Here is a 16,369-nt window from a genome sequence, read left to right as displayed (position 1 = left end):
CATGCTTAACATCGTTTTATTCGAACCTGAAATCCCGCCAAATACCGGGAACATCATCCGTCTGTGCGCCAATACCGGCTTTAATCTGCATATCATCGAGCCCATGGGTTTTGCCTGGGACGATAAGCGTTTGCGCCGTGCGGGGCTGGATTATCACGAGTTCACCGCCGTTTCTCGCCACGCCAATTATGCGGCATTTGTGGAAAGCGCGAAGCCGCAGCGGCTTTTTGCCCTGACGACTAAAGGCACGCCAGCGCACAGCGCGGTAAGCTATGAAGATGGTGATTTTCTGATGTTTGGTCCGGAAACACGTGGCCTGCCCGCAACCATTCTGGATGCGTTACCGCCGGAGCAAAAAATCCGTATTCCGATGATGCCGGACAGCCGCAGCATGAACCTATCGAACGCGGTGTCGGTGGTGGTATATGAGGCTTGGCGCCAGTTGGGATATCCGGGCGCCGTGTTAAGGTAGCCCGGCCAAGCGCAGCGCCGCCGGGAAGGCAAAAAAATCAAATCCCGTCGCCGTACTCAAATCCGTGGTTAATGCCGTTGAAGTGCTGATCCATATCCATCGCCGGTTTATCCGACTCAGGCTTGCCGACGATACGCGCCGGTACGCCTGCGGCAGTGGTGTGCGGTGGTACAGGCTGTAAAACCACTGAGCCCGCGCCAATTTTCGCGCCGCGCCCCACTTCAATATTGCCGAGAATTTTGGCCCCAGCGCCAATCATCACGCCTTCACGAATTTTCGGATGACGGTCGCCGCTGGTTTTACCGGTACCGCCAAGGGTCACCGATTGCAGAATCGACACGTCGTTTTCAATCACCGCCGTTTCGCCCACCACAATGCCGGTGGCGTGGTCAAGCATAATGCCACGGCCAATTTTTGCGGCCGGGTGAATATCCACCTGGAAAGACACCGACACCTGATTTTGCAGGAAAATTGCCAGCGCCCGACGCCCCTGTCCCCACAACCAGTGGCCGATACGGTAGGCCTGCAGCGCGTGGAAACCTTTTAGATAGAGGAGCGGCGTGGAATATTTGTCGACCGCTGGGTCACGGGTGCGCACAGCCTGAATATCACAGGCGGCTGAGGCGATCATTTCCGGGTCAGCGGCGTAGGCTTCTTCCACCACTTCACGGATAGCGATAGCCGGCATAATCGGTGATGCCAGCTTGTTCGCGAGCATGTAGCTTAAAGCACTGCCCAGATTTTCATGCTTGAGTAGCGTGGCGTGGTAGAAGCTGGCGAGCATAGGCTCGCAGTCAGCCAAGGCGCGGGCTTCGGCTTTAATATTGTTCCAGACAATTTCCAGTTCTTCACACGACATTGCATACTCCAGGCGTATTGGAACGATCGGCCAATCTCTGCTGGCCGGATCGTTGGGATGACACAGGTTCCCTGCGATTAGTTGCCGCTATGCTCATCCTTGCGTGCACGACCTAATAAGGTCAATGCTGCCTCGCGCGCACTTTTTCCGCAATATAATACCTGATAAATTTCCTCGGTTATTGGCATTTCGACACCCAGACGGTGCGCCAACTCGCGAACTTCTTTGGTATTACGGTAACCTTCGACCACCTGGCCAATGGTGTCCTGCGCTTCTTGCACCTGCGCGCCTTTCCCCAGCGCCATGCCGAAACGACGGTTGCGCGACTGGTTGTCGGTACAGGTCAGCACTAAATCGCCCAGTCCAGCCATGCCCATAAAGGTCACAGGATCTGCGCCTAACGCAACACCCAGACGTGACATTTCGGTCAGCCCGCGGGTGATAAGTGCCGTACGCGCATTGGCGCCAAAACCGATGCCATCAGAGATACCCGCGCCAATCGCAATCACGTTTTTCACCGCACCGCCCAACTGGACACCGATGAAATCCGGGTTACTGTAGACGCGGAAACTCTTGCCACAATGCAGCTGTTGCTGCAAATCGTCGGCAAAGACCGGGTCAGTCGCCGCCAGCGAAATCGCGGTCGGCAAGCCTGCCGCCAGTTCTTTTGCAAAGGTTGGGCCAGAAATCACCGCCAGCGGGATATCATCCCCCAGCGCTTCACGCGCAACTTCTTGCAGCAGACGGCCTGTTTCAGCTTCCAGCCCTTTCGTCGCCCACACTACGCGCGCATCTGCACGCAGCAGCGGTTTCATCTGACGAAGCACATCGCCAAAGACATGGCTTGGCACTACCACCAGAATATCTCGGCTAGCAGCAAGCGCTGTCGCTAAGTCGCTTTCGAGATGGAGCGTGTCGGGGAACGGAACGTCAGGCAGGAATGCCACGTTACAGCGATCGTGCTGTAGCGTTGCGACATGTTTTGGATCGTGGCCCCAGAGTACAACCGGGTGGCCATTTCTTGCCACGGTAATGGCAAGAGCGGTGCCGTACGAGCCGGCACCGATCACAGTCATTGAAGCTTTAAGTGCGTTCATCAGGCATCCTGATGTTGTTCTGCACCTTCGCCAGCCTGCTGTTGCAGATAGTTCATGAACAGCGCATCAAAGTTAACTGGCGCAAGGTTCAGCTGTGGGAAAGTCCCACGGGAAACCAGGCTGGTGATGCATTCACGCGCATACGGGAACAGGATGTTCGGGCAGTATGCACCCAGGCAATGGGCCATCTGATTCCCTTCGATACCTTCAATGGAGAAGATACCCGCCTGCTGAGTTTCGCACAGGAACGCAGTTTCTTCGCCCAGAGTCGCCGTTACGGTGACACGCAGCACCACTTCATACACGCCTTCAGCCAGTTGGTTGGATGCGGTATCAAGATCAAGTTTAACCTCTGGTTGCCAATCTTTCTGGAAAACCTGCGGTGCATTTGGCGCTTCGAAAGAAACGTCTTTGGTGTAGATGCGTTGGATCTGGAAAGCCATTTCTGCGTTGTTTTGTTCTGACATGTGTAAAAACCCTTTCGTGTTGTCCTTAAAATAGGCGGTATGCCTCACGCCCGCAAAGGGCAGGCGTGAGCGCTTAATAAAGCATTATTTCAGCAGGGGATCGAGTCCACCACGAGCATCAAGCGCATACAAGTCGTCACAGCCGCCAATGTGCTGTGCATCAATAAAAATCTGTGGAACCGTCGTGCGACCGCTGCGCTGAATCATCTCTTCGCGCTTTTCGGCGTTACCATCAATAGGCAGTTCTTCGAAAGAAACGCCTTTTGCTGACAGCAGCGCTTTTGCACGATGGCAATAAGGGCATGTCGCTTTGGTATAGATTTCAATCTTCGCCATTAGGTCTCTCCTGACTTTACCCGATAAGTGAGCAGGTCTTACTTACCGCGAACCAGAGGCAGGTTTTCACCGCTCCAGCCAGCGATACCCTCTTTGAGTACGAAGACTTTTTCAAAACCCGCTTTCAGCAACAAGCTAGCTGATTCAGTGGCTTGCATACCGGAACCGTCGGTCACGATGACCGGCTTGTCTTTGTGCTTTTCCAGCTCGCCGACGTTGTTGGCTTTGATTTCAGCCGGCAGCAGGTTCAGGGAACCGGCAATGTGGCCTTTACGGAAATCGTCACGCTGGCGCAGGTCAACAACCACCGCGTCTTCTTTGTTAATCAAACGCGTCACTTCACCGCGGGTGATGACTTTAACTTTGGACATCAGCCCTTTAAAGGTGGTGAACAGCACGGCCGCCAGCAGCGCGATCCACGCGATACTCAGGACAGGGTGACGACCAACAAATTGCATAATCTCTTGCATGGGGGGTAACAGCTCCCGACGTGTAATGTTTAAAAACCAGGGAAGGAGTATACCTGCGGCGTGGCGCAAATACAGCCAGCGCGCGTGATGTAATGTATTTTCTGCGGCGTGCTACGGAAAAAAGGAGAAAAATGTGCGCTTTTCGCCCATCATCTCCCCGCTTTCTTTGATCTCTCATTGTTATTTTATCGATTCAGCTGTAGTAAAATTACGCAAATTTTCTGTCTTTTGAGCATGAGGTTGTCGCAATGTCGGTTTCTAAAAAACCTATGGTACTGGTGATCCTGGATGGCTACGGCTACCGCGAAGAGCAGCAGGATAACGCTATTTTCAGCGCAAAAACTCCGGTTATGGATGCGCTGTGGGCAAAACGTCCGCATACCCTGATCCAGGCATCAGGTCTGGAAGTGGGTCTGCCTGATGGTCAGATGGGCAACTCCGAAGTGGGTCACGTCAACCTGGGCGCGGGTCGCATTGTTTATCAGGACCTGACCCGTCTCGACGTTGAAATTAAAGAACGTACTTTCTTCACAAACCCTGTGCTTTCTGGTGCCGTCGATAAAGCTGTTGCTGCGGGTAAAGCCGTGCACATCATGGGCCTGCTGTCCGCCGGTGGCGTTCACAGTCATGAAGCACACATCATGGCGATGGTTGAACTGGCCGCTGAACGCGGGGCCGAAAAAATATACCTGCACGCCTTCCTTGATGGTCGTGACACTCCGCCGCGCAGCGCTAAAGGCTCCCTGCAGGCATTCGAAGAGAAATTTGCCGCACTGGGCAAAGGCCGCGTAGCGTCTGTTATTGGCCGTTACTACGCGATGGATCGTGACAACCGCTGGGATCGCGTTGAAGAAGCTTACAACCTGCTGGTTGAAGCTAAAGGCCAGTTCCAGGCAGATACCGCTGTTGCCGCGCTGGAAGCAGCTTATGCCCGTGACGAGAATGACGAATTTGTAAAAGCAACCGTCATCCGTACTGAAGGCCAGGCCGATGCAGCCATGGAAGACGGCGATGCGCTGATCTTCATGAACTTCCGTGCTGACCGTGCACGTGAAATTACCCGCGCATTCGTTAACGCTGATTTCGACGGCTTCAAGCGTCGCAAAGAAGTGAAGCTGGGCGATTTCATCATGCTGACTGAATACGCAGCAGACATCAAAGCACCAAGCGCTTACCCACCAGCATCTCTGGAAAATACCTACGGCGAGTGGATGGCGAAGCACGACAAAACGCAGCTGCGCATCTCCGAAACCGAGAAATACGCGCACGTGACCTTCTTCTTCAACGGCGGCGTAGAAGACCCGTTCAAAGGCGAAGATCGCATTCTGATCAACTCTCCGAAAGTCGCAACCTACGACCTGCAGCCAGAAATGAGCTCCGCTGAGCTGACCGAGAAACTGGTTTCCGCTATCGAAAGCGGTAAGTACGACACCATCATTTGTAACTATCCTAACGGCGATATGGTTGGTCATACCGGCGTAATGGAAGCAGCAGTGAAAGCGGTTGAAGCGCTGGATCATTGCCTGGATGAAGTCACCCACGCTATCGAAAAAGTGGGCGGCCAACTGCTGGTCACCGCTGACCACGGCAACGCTGAGCAGATGCGTGACCCGGCTACCGGCCAGGCACACACCGCGCACACCAGCCTGCCGGTTCCGCTGATCTACGTTGGCGATAAATCCGTGAAAGCGGTGGAAGGCGGTAAGCTCTCTGATATCGCGCCAACCATGCTGACGCTGATGGGGATGGAAATCCCGCAACAGATGACTGGTAAGCCGCTGTTCATCGTGGAATAATCCCTCCCCATGAGGGGAAAGGCGATTTATTCTATTAAATGGGCCGGAGCAGCGCTTCGGTCCTCGTTGTACGCCAGCGCGCTTAGCGCTGGCGTATTGCTGTGCGCCGCGCCCGCCCATGCGGATGACCGCTCACAGCTACAATCTATTCAGGCCGATATCGCCGCCAAAGAGCGCGCGGTACGCCAACAGCAGCAGCAGCGCTCTACCCTCTTAGCCCAACTCAAAGCTCAGGAACAAGCCATTTCCGTGGCCGCCCGTCAGCTACGCGAAACACAAAACTCGCTGGCGCAGCTCAATGCACAAATTGCCGAAATGAACGCCTCTATCGCTAAGCTGGAAAAACAGCGGCAGGCGCAGGAGCGCAATCTGGCCGCCCAATTAGATGCGGCATTTCGTCAGGGCGAGCATACTGGTATTCAGCTCATCCTTAGCGGTGAAGAGAGCCAGCGTGGACAGCGTCTGCAGGCTTATTTTGGCTATCTCAATCAGGCACGTCAGGAAACCATCGCCGAGCTCAAAGAGACGCGCGAGCAGGTTGCTGCACAGAAAACTGAGCTTGAAGAGAAGCAAAGCCAACAGCAAACGTTGCTGTACGAACAACGCGCCCAGCAGGCCAAACTGGAGCAAGCGCGTAATGAACGTCAGAAAACCCTCTCCGGACTGGAGTCCTCTATCCAGCAGGGGCAGCAGCAGTTAGGCGAACTGCGGGCTAACGAATCACGCCTGCGTAATAGCATTGCACGTGCGGCTGCCGCGGCAAAAGCCCGCGCCGAACGTGAAGCCCGGGAAGCCGATGCGGTGCGTAGTCGCCAGCAGGAAGCAACCCGTAAAGGCACCACCTACAAACCTTCCGAAAGCGAACGTTCACTGATGTCGCGTACCGGTGGCCTCGGCTCGCCGCGCGGTCAGGCTTACTGGCCAGTTCGCGGTACTACACTGCATCGTTATGGCGAACAGCTGCAAGGTGAGCTACGTTGGAAGGGGATGGTGATTAGCGCATCGGAAGGCACCGAAGTGAAAGCCATTGCCGATGGGCGCGTCATCCTTGCCGACTGGCTGCAGGGTTATGGTCTTGTGGTCGTGATCGAGCATGGTAAAGGCGATATGAGCCTTTACGGTTACAACCAGAGCGCACTAGTCAGCGTTGGCACACAGGTTCGTGCCGGACAGCCTATTGCTCTGGTGGGCAACAGTGGCGGTCAAGGTCGACCATCACTTTATTTCGAAATTCGCCGCCAGGGTCAGGCGGTCAATCCACTGCCGTGGTTGGGAAGATAAGTTTTGCTTCAATTTCGCCAGGTCGTTCTTCTGAGTTCTCTGGCATTAGCTGCACCAGGCTATGCCGGAAAACTGTCTATCGTTATCGATGATTTTGGTTACCGTCCGCACCAGGAAAATCAGGTGCTGGCGCTACCGTCTGCCATTTCCGTCGCCGTTTTACCCAATGCGCCACACGCCCGCGAAATGGCCACCAAGGCACATAATAGCGGGCGCGAGGTGCTCATCCACCTACCTATGGCGCCACTCAGCAAGCAGCCGCTGGAAAAAGATACATTGCGCCCAGAGATGAGCCAGGATGAAATCGAGCGGATTATTCGCGAAGCCGTGGATAAAGTGCCGTATGCCGTGGGTCTGAACAACCACATGGGCAGCGCGATGACCTCCAGCCTACCTGGTATGGAAAAGGTGATGCAGGCGCTCGGCCGCTACAATCTCTATTTTCTCGACAGCATGACCATCGGTAACAGCCAGGCAATGCGGGCAGCTAACGGTACCGGTGTGAAGGTGATTAAGCGTCGCGTGTTCCTTGATGACACGCAAAATGAGGCGGATATCCGCGTACAGTTTAATCGCGCTATTGCGCTTGCCAGACGCAACGGCTCGGCCATTGCCATCGGCCACCCGCATCCGACTACCGTGCGCGTACTTCAGCAGATGGTTTATAACCTGCCCCCAGATATCACGTTAGTGCGCCCGAGCAGCCTGCTCAATGAGCCGCAGGTCGATACCTCAAGGCCAGGCCGCGATACGCCACAAACTCAGCCCACCGCACCGCGTAATCCGTTCCGCGGCGTGAAGCTCTGCAAACCGAAGAAACCGCTGGAGCCGGTTTACGCTAATCGCTTCTTCAACGTGCTAAGCGAGAGCATTACTCACAGCACGCTGGTGCAGTATATGCAGTTGCAGTGGCAAGGGTGGTAGACAGCCTCTAAAGCAAAAAACCGCGATCTCGCGGTTTTTTTCTGTTTCGGGCTTTATGCCCGCATTTTTAGCCACAGGCGGAACAGGAACCAGGCGCTGTGCATATCGGTAACCCCTTTTGCCAGGTCAACAAGGCTAATCATTTCATTAAACTTCTGTCGTACTGCCGTCCGGTCTTGTATTTTGCGGCGATACAGACCGAGGAAATGCCCACTCTCTTTGAGCGCATGAATCAGCAATGAACGGCGTACTGGCGCATATTCTTCTCGCTTTGCATAAGCAATCAATTTACTGATGATATCAATATAACTGTAGGCGCGAGGATCGTAGTAACGTGTATGGTTAGTAATGGATTCGGTATTTTTTATATAGTAATAATCAGCGGTTTCCGCGATATAAAACGTCCCATTCGCCAGCGCCAACTCGGTTGTCCAGAGAATATCTTTATGGCTGCTACCAATATGGAAATCGATATTATTCTTTTTGATGTATTCTGAGCGAATAATCTGCAACCAGATATAATGAGGCCATTCACGCACTTTCACCGCATGGTTAATCCACTCAAAGCCGCGCTGTGGCTGGTTATAAACTTGTCGTGAATGAACAAGGTGGCCACGATGATTTTGACGTGCAGCGGTAAACATGCCATTCGCCACCAGTACATCACAGTCGTTTTGTTCAGCTAAAGAGAATCGTGAGTAAATCATATCCGGATGAATTTCATCATCCGCATCCAGAAGAATAAGCCATTTACCGTTATGCGCAGCCAGTCCCGCATTTCGAGCAACATATACGCCGCTGTTTTTTTGAGTAAGAACTTTGAGCCGACTGTCGGTAATAGAAGAGAGAATGTTTAGCGTATTATCCGTCGAGCCGTCATCAATAACGATTAACTCCAATGACACTCTTTGCTCGGCTAAAACATCGTCAACCATCTGTTTAATGCTTTTTTCGCCGTTATAAACCGGAATAATGACACTCACATCGATTGTCTGGCTGGTCATACTCGCCCTTTACAGTAAAAATTCAACTGGCACTAGCCTACTAGAGATTGTCGCGAAAATAAAAGGCCTGGCGCATTCTCCAGGCCTTTTAAACACAAAACCCTTCACGTTGCATCGAGGCACTTGAAGGATGAGGTGTATATGATTAATCCCAGCTCAGAATCACTTTACCGGACTGACCGGAACGCATCGCGTCAAAGCCCTTCTGGAAATCATCAATGCTGAAACGGTGGGTGATAATTGGGGACAGATCCAGACCAGACTGAATCAATGCTGCCATTTTATACCAGGTTTCGAACATTTCACGACCATAGATACCTTTAATAAACAGACCCTTAAAGATAACTTTCGTCCAGTCGATGGACATATCGGATGGCGGAATCCCCAGCATTGCGATACGGCCGCCGTGGTTCATGGTATCGAGCATTGAACGGAACGCCGGTGGTGCGCCGGACATTTCCAGGCCTACATCGAAACCTTCGGTCATGCCCAGTTCGGCCATCACGTCGTTGAGGTTTTCTTTCGAGACGTTTACCGCACGCGTCACGCCCATTTTGCGCGCCAGCTCCAGACGGTATTCGTTAACGTCAGTGATAACGACATTACGTGCGCCCACGTGTTTAGCGACTGCGGCCGCCATCACGCCAATAGGACCTGCGCCGGAGACCAGCACATCTTCACCCACAAGATCGAAGGAGAGCGCTGTGTGAACGGCATTGCCGAACGGGTCGAAAATAGAGGCCAGATCGTCGGAGATGTTGTCCGGAATCTTGAAAGCGTTAAAGGCTGGGATCACCAAATGCTCAGCAAAACAGCCCTGGCGGTTTACGCCCACGCCGATGGTATTGCGGCACAGATGCGTACGGCCTGCACGGCAGTTACGGCAATGCCCACAGGTAATATGACCTTCACCAGAAACACGGTCACCAATCTTGAACCCACGCACTTCCTGGCCGATACCGACCACTTCACCAACGTATTCATGCCCCACAACCATTGGGACAGGAATCGTCTTCTGAGACCATTCATCCCAGTTATAGATATGCACATCGGTACCACAGATTGCGGTCTTACGGATCTTAATCAGCAGGTCATTATGGCCGAGTTCCGGTTCAGGAACATCGGTCATCCAGATCCCTTCTTCCGCTTTCAGTTTAGATAACGCTTTCATCTCACACCCTTAGGCAATCACGCCCAGTTGTTTACCGATGCGGGTAAAGGCTGCCACCGCACGTTCAATTTGTTCCGTCGTATGCGCCGCCGACATCTGGGTGCGAATACGCGCTTGACCTTTTGGTACCACCGGGAAGAAGAACCCGGTCACGTAGATCCCTTCTTTTTGCAGCTCACGGGCGAAGTTCTGCGCGATAACCGCATCACCCAGCATCACCGGGATAATGGCGTGATCGGCACCGGCCAGAGTGAAGCCTGCCGCACTCATTTTTTCGCGGAACAGACGGGCGTTAGCCCACAGCTGGTCGCGCAGTTCAGCGCCTGACTCCACCATCTCAAGAACTTTAATAGAGGCGGCAACGATGGCCGGTGCCAGGGAGTTGGAGAATAGGTACGGGCGCGAACGCTGACGCAGCCACTCCACCACCTCTTTACGCGCGGCGGTGTAACCACCGGATGCGCCGCCCAGGGCTTTACCCAGCGTGCCGGTGATGATGTCTACGCGCCCCATCACTTCACAGTATTCATGAGAACCACGACCGTTTTCGCCCACAAAGCCGACGGCATGAGAGTCATCGACCATCACCAGCGCATCATATTTGTCTGCCAGATCGCACACGCCTTTGAGGTTGGCAATCACGCCGTCCATTGAGAAAACGCCGTCGGTGGCAATCAGCACATGACGCGCACCAGCTTCGCGCGCTTCTTTCAGGCGAGCTTCCAGTTCTTGCATATCATTATTGGCGTAGCGCAAGCGTTTTGCTTTGCACAGACGTACCCCATCGATGATGGAAGCATGATTTAGCGCATCGGAAATGATGGCATCTTCTGCGCCCAGCAGGGTTTCAAACAGGCCGCCGTTAGCGTCGAAACAGGAGGAATACAGAATGGCATCTTCCATACCCAGGAAGCCAGCCAGCTTCTTCTCAAGCACTTTGTGGGTGTCTTGAGTGCCGCAAATGAAACGTACAGACGCCATGCCAAAACCGTGGCTGTCCATGCCCGCTTTCGCGGCGTTAATCAGTTCAGGGTGGTTGGCCAGGCCAAGATAGTTATTGGCGCAGAAGTTGATAACGTGACTACCATCACCCACCGTGATATCCGCTTGCTGGGCGGAGGTGATAATACGTTCTTCTTTGAACAGACCTTCCGCACGAGCGGTCTCCAGGTCATTCGTTAACTGCTTGTAGAAATCACCACGCATTGCAACTCTCCAGATTCGGTAAAATTTGGAACATATTACCCAAAGCTATACTCTGATACGAGATGATGCATGTCTGAATGAATTATTTGCAGCATAAATCACGTGGCTTGGGTTCGCTGCAGGGTGAAAGGCTGAAGCCCTGGCAATGTGATGATATGATAATAGACATTCGTGTCCGGGATAGTCCGGGGCACTCACAATTCAAAGGTTACAGTTATGATCATCGTTACCGGCGGTGCTGGCTTCATCGGCAGCAACATCGTGAAAGCGCTCAATGACAAAGGCATCACCGACATTCTGGTGGTGGATAACCTGAAAGACGGCACCAAGTTCGTGAACCTGGTCGATCTGGACATCTCCGATTACATGGATAAAGAAGATTTTCTGATCCAGATTATGGCCGGTGAAGAGTTCGGTGAGATTGAAGCGGTCTTCCACGAAGGTGCTTGCTCCTCCACCACCGAGTGGGACGGTAAGTATGTGATGGATAACAACTATCAGTACTCCAAAGAGCTGCTGCATTACTGCCTGGAGCGTGAAATTCCGTTCCTGTACGCCTCTTCTGCCGCAACCTACGGCGGCCGCACGAGCGACTTTATCGAGTCCCGCGAGTTTGAAAAACCGCTGAACGTCTACGGTTACTCTAAATTCCTGTTCGACGAATATGTCCGCCGTATTATGCCGGAAGTGGATTCCCCTATCGTTGGTTTCCGCTACTTCAACGTCTATGGCCCGCGTGAAGGCCACAAAGGCAGCATGGCGAGCGTGGCCTTCCACCTGAACACCCAGTTAAACAACGGCGAAAGCCCGAAACTGTTTGAGGGCAGCGACAGCTTCAAGCGTGATTTCGTCTATGTGGGCGATGTAGCAGCCGTGAACCTGTGGTTCTGGGAAAACGGTGTCTCCGGTATCTTCAACCTCGGTACCGGCCGTGCTGAGTCCTTCCAGGCGGTGGCTGATGCAACCCTGGCGTTCCACAAAAAAGGCAGCATTGAGTACATTCCATTCCCGGATAAACTGAAAGGCCGCTATCAGGCATTTACGCAGGCCGATCTGACCAACCTGCGTGCCGCTGGCTACGATAAGCCGTTCAAGACCGTCGCCGAAGGCGTAACGGAATATATGGCCTGGTTGAACCGCGAAGCGTAAGAAGTCAGCATGAAAATACTGGTGGTCGGCCCGTCATGGGTGGGCGACATGATGATGTCGCAAAGTCTCTATCGCACGCTCAAGGCGCGCTATCCCCAGGCGATAATCGACGTGATGGCACCCGCGTGGTGCCGTCCGTTGTTGTCGCGAATGCCGGAAGTCAACGAAGCTATCGCCATGCCGCTTGGGCATGGTGCGCTGGAAGTTGGCGAACGGCGCAAGCTTGGTCATAGCCTGCGCGAGCGGCGCTATGATCGCGCCTATGTCCTGCCAAACTCTTTTAAATCAGCACTGGTGCCGTTCTTCGCGGGCATTCCGCTGCGTACCGGCTGGCGCGGTGAAATGCGTTATGGCCTGCTTAACGATGCGCGCGTGCTGGACAAAGACGCGTGGCCGCTGATGGTCGAGCGCTACGTGGCGCTGGCCTACGATAAAGGTGTCATGCGTTGCGCCAAAGATCTGCCACAGCCGCTGCTATGGCCTCAGCTACAGGTCCATGAAGGTGAGAAATCACTGACCTGCAACGCCTTCTCGCTCTCAAGCGACCGCCCGATGATTGGCTTTTGCCCTGGCGCTGAATTCGGCCCGGCAAAACGCTGGCCGCATTATCACTACGCGACGCTTGCAAAGCAGTTGATCGACGAAGGTCATCAGATTGTGCTTTTCGGCTCAGCCAAAGATAACGACGCGGGCAATGAAATTATCGCCTCGCTCAGTGACGAACAAAAAGTCTGGTGCCGTAATCTGGCCGGGGAAACCCAGCTGGAACAGGCAGTTATCTTGCTTGCCGCGTGTAAAGCCGTGGTGACCAACGACTCCGGTCTTATGCACGTCGCCGCAGCGCTCAACCGTCCACTGGTGGCGCTATATGGCCCAAGCAGCCCGGACTTTACTCCGCCGCTGTCAAACAAGGCCCGCGTGATTCGTCTGATTACCGGCTACCTCAAGGTGCGTAAAGGCGATTCAGCGCAGGGCTATCATCAAAGCCTTATCGACATCACTCCAGCCCGCGTGCTGGAAGAGCTCAATGCTCTGCTGTCAGGCGAGGAAGACTGACGCATGCGGGTTCTGATTGTTAAAACCTCTTCAATGGGTGATGTCTTGCACACGCTGCCAGCGTTAACTGACGCGATGCGGGCCATTCCAGGCATCCGTTTTGATTGGGTCGTTGAAGAAGGCTTCGCGCAAATTCCTTCCTGGCATGAAGCCGTGGATCGCGTCATCCCTGTAGCGATTCGTCGCTGGCGTAAAGCGTGGTTTTCCGCCCCCATTAAGGTTGAGCGAAAAGCGTTTCGTGATGCGGTGCAGGCGGAAAATTATGACGTCATCATCGATGCTCAGGGTCTGGTGAAAAGTGCCGCGCTGGTCACCCGTCTAGCGCACGGCATCAAGCATGGGATGGACTGGCAGACGGCGCGTGAGCCACTAGCAAGCCTGTTTTACAACCGTCGTCACCATATCGCCAGGCAACAGCATGCCGTCGAACGCACGCGCGAACTGTTCGCTAAAAGTCTGGGGTATGCGAAACCGGAATCTCAGGGTGACTATGCAATTGCGCAGCATTTCCAGCGCTCTCTCACGTCAGACGGAATGCCTTACTGCGTCTTCTTACATGCGACAACGCGTGATGACAAGCATTGGCCAGAAGTGCATTGGCGCGAATTGATTGGGCTGCTGAAAGAGGAAGGGCTACGCATCAAATTGCCATGGGGCGCGCCTCATGAAGAAGCCAGAGCGAAGCGATTGGCACAAGGGTTTGATTACGTGGAGGTTCTGCCGCGCCTGAGTCTTGAAGAAGTGGCGCATATGCTGGCAGGGGCAAAGTTTGTTATTTCAGTCGATACCGGGCTAAGTCACCTGACCGCCGCCCTGGATCGTCCGAATATGACGCTGTATGGGCCAACAGACCCAGGATTGATTGGCGGTTATGGGAAGAATCAGGAAGCATGTTGCTCCACTTCTCACAATCTTACCGATCTTTCTGCAAAAGAGGTCTGGCCTTTTATCAAAAAAATACTAAATCAATCAATATCTTAACTTAAATATATTGTGGAATTTTATTATATGATGAGCAAAAAAGTTGCTGATAATGTGTTTTACACGATCACTACAGGATTGTGTTTCCTCGCATTATTACTTCTTCCCTTTCAACAAGATTTTGCAATGAAATCCTTGAGAATCGCCGGGGAAGTGGCGTTGTTGGTTATTTTCATTTCACCACGCAAGTACCTTAAGTCTGATACTATATATATAGCAATCAGTCTTCTTGTTTTATCGGTATTATATTTTGCGTGGTTCAGGATATATAAAACCCCTGATTCTGAATATGTCGGCGCTTACATGAACTATCGCGACTGGAGCCTCGTTGGGATATTTTCAGCATTTACCATCCCCGTTATTTCAACGGCAAGAGAGCAGTTCAAAAAGCTAACAAACTATGCTCATTTGGCGATTTCGTTACTGGTTATCGCTGTCTACATAGTTTACTCGTGCTACCAATATTTTATTCTCCATGATACCAGAGCAATACTCTCACTGACATATGGGCCTGGTGCACCAGCGGCTGCATACACTATCACATTCATTTCCCTATATTCATTGATAACCGTATCAACACTGGTCAATAAATACAGGTTACCATTGCTCATATTGATAGGATTTGCCAGTTTCATTGCTATTTCTGCCACAGCAACACGAGCAGGAATGATCACCTACCCGATTCTCTTTGCATTTATTTTCTGGAAAGAAGTACAGGGGTATAGCAGCAAACAGAAAAAAATGTGTATTTATGCATTTCTAGCACTTGCTGTCGTGTCTGCTTCCGTACTGCATAAACCCATCGTAAAAAGGGTAAATGATTTAACAGCGGACATTATCAAATATAATGCCAATAACTCAGAAACATCCGTTGGCGCACGCTTTGCCATGTATAAAACGGGTTTTGAGTCGTCGTATAATAACGTTATAGGGCAGCCATTAGAAGAACGTAACGAGAAGATCAAAAGCATCATCGCTAATAATAAAGATCTCTCTGGTGCACGCCATTATCTTAATGTTCACCTGCACAATCAATTGATTGATACGTTATCCACCACTGGCTGGTTAGGCGTTACCTTAAACATTCTATTTCTGCTTGCTGTCATTATTTATATCCATAAGCAACACTTCCCATTGATGTATACTTATGTCGTGGCCATGATGATGTTTAGCTTAAGCGATACTTTGACATACTCAACCCCGATACCACTCGCATGGTTACTGACGCTGGTACTGATGTGTTCTTTAATGAATAACAAATCCCAGAACTAAAAAAAAGGGCCAGATGATTAATCTGGCCCTTTTCATTAAATAAAGCTACCTAGAAAAACCCTAATTCTATAACGAAGCGAAAGTATATAAGCTATAATCACATTTCTTTTCTTTACGCACACTCCTTTATTCTTATTAACTCTACTCAATTCAAGGTGTGAATTTGAGATATTAACAAGAGGGTGTGTGACTATATCGCAAAAATAGATATCATCCATCACGTCGTTATCAAAAAGAATTTTTCGATCATCAATCAAATAAAAGCCATGAGAGGAAAATAGCTTTAATGCCTGCTGGCAATATCTTTGATCAACAATATAACTACAGGTTCGGGTGACTTTATGTTTCTTATACGTCACCTTCCGGAACCAAATACCACCAATTTTTACGATATGGCGTAGGCTTAAACCAAAGAGTTGGTAATCTGAAGTGCCTTGCTGCCCACCCAGAACATAAGAACATCCCTGCTTCAGAGAGGACGTTGACAAAGACAGCGCATGCACAACATCAGACAGTCTGCGGTCAAAATGAACATCATCTTCCAGTACCAGAGCCCACTGAAGATTTCTATCAATAATCTGCTGATACACCGCGAGATGACTTAGCGTACAAGCCATTTCTGGTTCGGTCATATCTACGTATTTTGCGTGAGAATTAGCAGACGCACTATTTCTTATACCCTTAAATTTATCACTTCGATAATCAATAGCATCGAAAAACTCGAAATCAATGTTTACATCATCTAAAAGCTTAGCGATCTTCTCTCTACGCTCAATATCACTTTTAAGTGAGATGACGAATACGGGGAAATTCTCATTCATAGGCATC

At 51.8% G+C, this 16,369-nt stretch carries 17 protein-coding genes; 8 read left to right on the top strand and 9 right to left on the bottom strand.

Going from position 1 to position 16,369, the window contains the following annotated elements; translation table 11 throughout:
• Position 1 precedes the first annotated feature (1 nt).
• Positions 2 to 472, top strand: coding sequence for a tRNA (uridine(34)/cytosine(34)/5-carboxymethylaminomethyluridine(34)-2'-O)-methyltransferase TrmL (trmL, locus tag U0026_RS00755; protein ID WP_062775826.1), 471 nt, complete (start codon positions 2 to 4; stop codon positions 470 to 472).
• A 37-nt stretch (positions 473 to 509) separates the two neighbouring features.
• Here the strand turns inward: trmL and cysE are convergent, their stop codons facing one another.
• The 5 genes from cysE to U0026_RS00730 form a co-directional block, all read right to left on the bottom strand.
• Positions 510 to 1,331, bottom strand: a complete 822-nt coding sequence (gene cysE / locus U0026_RS00750; RefSeq protein ID WP_035894708.1) for a serine O-acetyltransferase — start codon at positions 1,329 to 1,331, stop codon at positions 510 to 512.
• Positions 1,332 to 1,408: 77 nt separating this feature from the next.
• Complete coding sequence (gpsA, locus tag U0026_RS00745) at positions 1,409 to 2,428, bottom strand: NAD(P)H-dependent glycerol-3-phosphate dehydrogenase (RefSeq protein WP_062775828.1); 1,020 nt, start codon at positions 2,426 to 2,428, stop codon at positions 1,409 to 1,411.
• Positions 2,428 to 2,895 (bottom strand): protein-export chaperone SecB, encoded by a 468-nt coding sequence (secB, locus tag U0026_RS00740; RefSeq protein ID WP_062775830.1) that lies wholly within the window; start codon positions 2,893 to 2,895, stop codon positions 2,428 to 2,430. Before secB ends, gpsA begins: the two co-directional genes overlap by 1 nt.
• Positions 2,896 to 2,979: 84 nt before the next feature.
• Positions 2,980 to 3,231 (bottom strand): glutaredoxin 3, encoded by a 252-nt coding sequence (grxC, locus tag U0026_RS00735; RefSeq protein WP_062775832.1) that lies wholly within the window; start codon positions 3,229 to 3,231, stop codon positions 2,980 to 2,982.
• Between the two features lie 38 nt (positions 3,232 to 3,269).
• On the bottom strand, positions 3,270 to 3,701 hold the full coding sequence (locus tag U0026_RS00730; RefSeq protein ID WP_062775834.1) for a rhodanese-like domain-containing protein: 432 nt from the start codon (positions 3,699 to 3,701) through the stop codon (positions 3,270 to 3,272).
• Between the two features lie 248 nt (positions 3,702 to 3,949).
• On the opposite strand from U0026_RS00730, the gene gpmM reads away from it, so the two are divergent.
• Genes gpmM through U0026_RS00715 form a run of 3 tightly spaced genes read left to right on the top strand, consistent with a single transcriptional unit; the run spans position 3,950 to position 7,702 of the window.
• A complete protein-coding gene (gene gpmM, locus U0026_RS00725; protein ID WP_062775836.1) occupies positions 3,950 to 5,497 on the top strand; it encodes a 2,3-bisphosphoglycerate-independent phosphoglycerate mutase in 1,548 nt (515 codons plus the stop codon).
• A gap of 9 nt (positions 5,498 to 5,506) precedes the next feature.
• Entirely contained in the window at positions 5,507 to 6,778 is a 1,272-nt protein-coding gene (gene envC / locus U0026_RS00720) for a murein hydrolase activator EnvC (RefSeq protein ID WP_062775839.1), read from the top strand.
• A gap of 3 nt (positions 6,779 to 6,781) precedes the next feature.
• Positions 6,782 to 7,702: a divergent polysaccharide deacetylase family protein gene (locus U0026_RS00715; RefSeq protein ID WP_062775841.1), complete on the top strand. Its 921-nt coding sequence runs from the start codon at positions 6,782 to 6,784 to the stop codon at positions 7,700 to 7,702.
• A 53-nt stretch (positions 7,703 to 7,755) separates the two neighbouring features.
• Here U0026_RS00715 and U0026_RS00710 read toward each other — a convergent pair whose 3' ends face one another.
• The 3 genes from U0026_RS00710 to kbl form a co-directional block, all read right to left on the bottom strand.
• The gene (locus tag U0026_RS00710) at positions 7,756 to 8,706 is read right to left on the bottom strand and encodes a glycosyltransferase (RefSeq protein WP_062775843.1); all 951 of its coding nucleotides are present in this window, start codon (positions 8,704 to 8,706) and stop codon (positions 7,756 to 7,758) included.
• Between the two features lie 145 nt (positions 8,707 to 8,851).
• Positions 8,852 to 9,877: an L-threonine 3-dehydrogenase gene (gene tdh, locus U0026_RS00705; RefSeq protein WP_062775846.1), complete on the bottom strand. Its 1,026-nt coding sequence runs from the start codon at positions 9,875 to 9,877 to the stop codon at positions 8,852 to 8,854.
• A 9-nt stretch (positions 9,878 to 9,886) separates the two neighbouring features.
• Positions 9,887 to 11,083 carry a glycine C-acetyltransferase gene (gene kbl, locus U0026_RS00700; RefSeq protein ID WP_062775847.1) on the bottom strand — a complete coding sequence of 399 codons (1,197 nt, stop codon included), beginning with the start codon at positions 11,081 to 11,083 and terminating at the stop codon, positions 9,887 to 9,889.
• Positions 11,084 to 11,299: 216 nt separating this feature from the next.
• On the opposite strand from kbl, the gene rfaD reads away from it, so the two are divergent.
• From rfaD to U0026_RS00680, 4 genes are read left to right on the top strand one after another with little or no spacing between them, the layout of a single operon-like run.
• A complete protein-coding gene (gene rfaD / locus U0026_RS00695) occupies positions 11,300 to 12,232 on the top strand; it encodes an ADP-glyceromanno-heptose 6-epimerase (RefSeq protein WP_062775849.1) in 933 nt (310 codons plus the stop codon).
• A gap of 9 nt (positions 12,233 to 12,241) precedes the next feature.
• Positions 12,242 to 13,288 carry an ADP-heptose--LPS heptosyltransferase RfaF gene (gene rfaF, locus U0026_RS00690; protein ID WP_062775851.1) on the top strand — a complete coding sequence of 349 codons (1,047 nt, stop codon included), beginning with the start codon at positions 12,242 to 12,244 and terminating at the stop codon, positions 13,286 to 13,288.
• 3 nt (positions 13,289 to 13,291) lie between these two features.
• Positions 13,292 to 14,269: a lipopolysaccharide heptosyltransferase RfaC gene (rfaC, locus tag U0026_RS00685; RefSeq protein WP_062775853.1), complete on the top strand. Its 978-nt coding sequence runs from the start codon at positions 13,292 to 13,294 to the stop codon at positions 14,267 to 14,269.
• A 27-nt stretch (positions 14,270 to 14,296) separates the two neighbouring features.
• Positions 14,297 to 15,541: an O-antigen ligase family protein gene (locus U0026_RS00680; protein ID WP_062775855.1), complete on the top strand. Its 1,245-nt coding sequence runs from the start codon at positions 14,297 to 14,299 to the stop codon at positions 15,539 to 15,541.
• A gap of 35 nt (positions 15,542 to 15,576) precedes the next feature.
• On the opposite strand, the gene U0026_RS00675 is transcribed toward U0026_RS00680, so the two are convergent.
• Positions 15,577 to 16,362, bottom strand: coding sequence for a glycosyltransferase family 25 protein (locus U0026_RS00675; RefSeq protein ID WP_062775857.1), 786 nt, complete (start codon positions 16,360 to 16,362; stop codon positions 15,577 to 15,579).
• Positions 16,363 to 16,369: the final 7 nt, after the last annotated feature.

It is taken from the genome of Kluyvera intermedia, from assembly GCF_034424175.1.
Classification (GTDB): domain Bacteria; phylum Pseudomonadota; class Gammaproteobacteria; order Enterobacterales; family Enterobacteriaceae; genus Kluyvera; species Kluyvera intermedia.
The sequence above is the reverse complement of the archived record's forward strand: the minus strand, read 5'-3'. Positions and strand labels throughout refer to the sequence as shown.

Coding starts and splice junctions, on each gene's coding strand:
- trmL (WP_062775826.1), top strand. CDS start 2: ATGCTTAACATCGTTTTATTCGAACCTGAAATCCCGCCAAATACCGGG.
- cysE (WP_035894708.1), bottom strand. CDS start 1,331: ATGTCGTGTGAAGAACTGGAAATTGTCTGGAACAATATTAAAGCCGAA.
- gpsA (WP_062775828.1), bottom strand. CDS start 2,428: ATGAACGCACTTAAAGCTTCAATGACTGTGATCGGTGCCGGCTCGTAC.
- secB (WP_062775830.1), bottom strand. CDS start 2,895: ATGTCAGAACAAAACAACGCAGAAATGGCTTTCCAGATCCAACGCATC.
- grxC (WP_062775832.1), bottom strand. CDS start 3,231: ATGGCGAAGATTGAAATCTATACCAAAGCGACATGCCCTTATTGCCAT.
- U0026_RS00730 (WP_062775834.1), bottom strand. CDS start 3,701: ATGCAAGAGATTATGCAATTTGTTGGTCGTCACCCTGTCCTGAGTATC.
- gpmM (WP_062775836.1), top strand. CDS start 3,950: ATGTCGGTTTCTAAAAAACCTATGGTACTGGTGATCCTGGATGGCTAC.
- envC (WP_062775839.1), top strand. CDS start 5,507: ATGAGGGGAAAGGCGATTTATTCTATTAAATGGGCCGGAGCAGCGCTT.
- U0026_RS00710 (WP_062775843.1), bottom strand. CDS start 8,706: ATGACCAGCCAGACAATCGATGTGAGTGTCATTATTCCGGTTTATAAC.
- tdh (WP_062775846.1), bottom strand. CDS start 9,877: ATGAAAGCGTTATCTAAACTGAAAGCGGAAGAAGGGATCTGGATGACC.
- kbl (WP_062775847.1), bottom strand. CDS start 11,083: ATGCGTGGTGATTTCTACAAGCAGTTAACGAATGACCTGGAGACCGCT.
- rfaD (WP_062775849.1), top strand. CDS start 11,300: ATGATCATCGTTACCGGCGGTGCTGGCTTCATCGGCAGCAACATCGTG.
- rfaF (WP_062775851.1), top strand. CDS start 12,242: ATGAAAATACTGGTGGTCGGCCCGTCATGGGTGGGCGACATGATGATG.
- rfaC (WP_062775853.1), top strand. CDS start 13,292: ATGCGGGTTCTGATTGTTAAAACCTCTTCAATGGGTGATGTCTTGCAC.
- U0026_RS00680 (WP_062775855.1), top strand. CDS start 14,297: ATGATGAGCAAAAAAGTTGCTGATAATGTGTTTTACACGATCACTACA.
- U0026_RS00675 (WP_062775857.1), bottom strand. CDS start 16,362: ATGAATGAGAATTTCCCCGTATTCGTCATCTCACTTAAAAGTGATATT.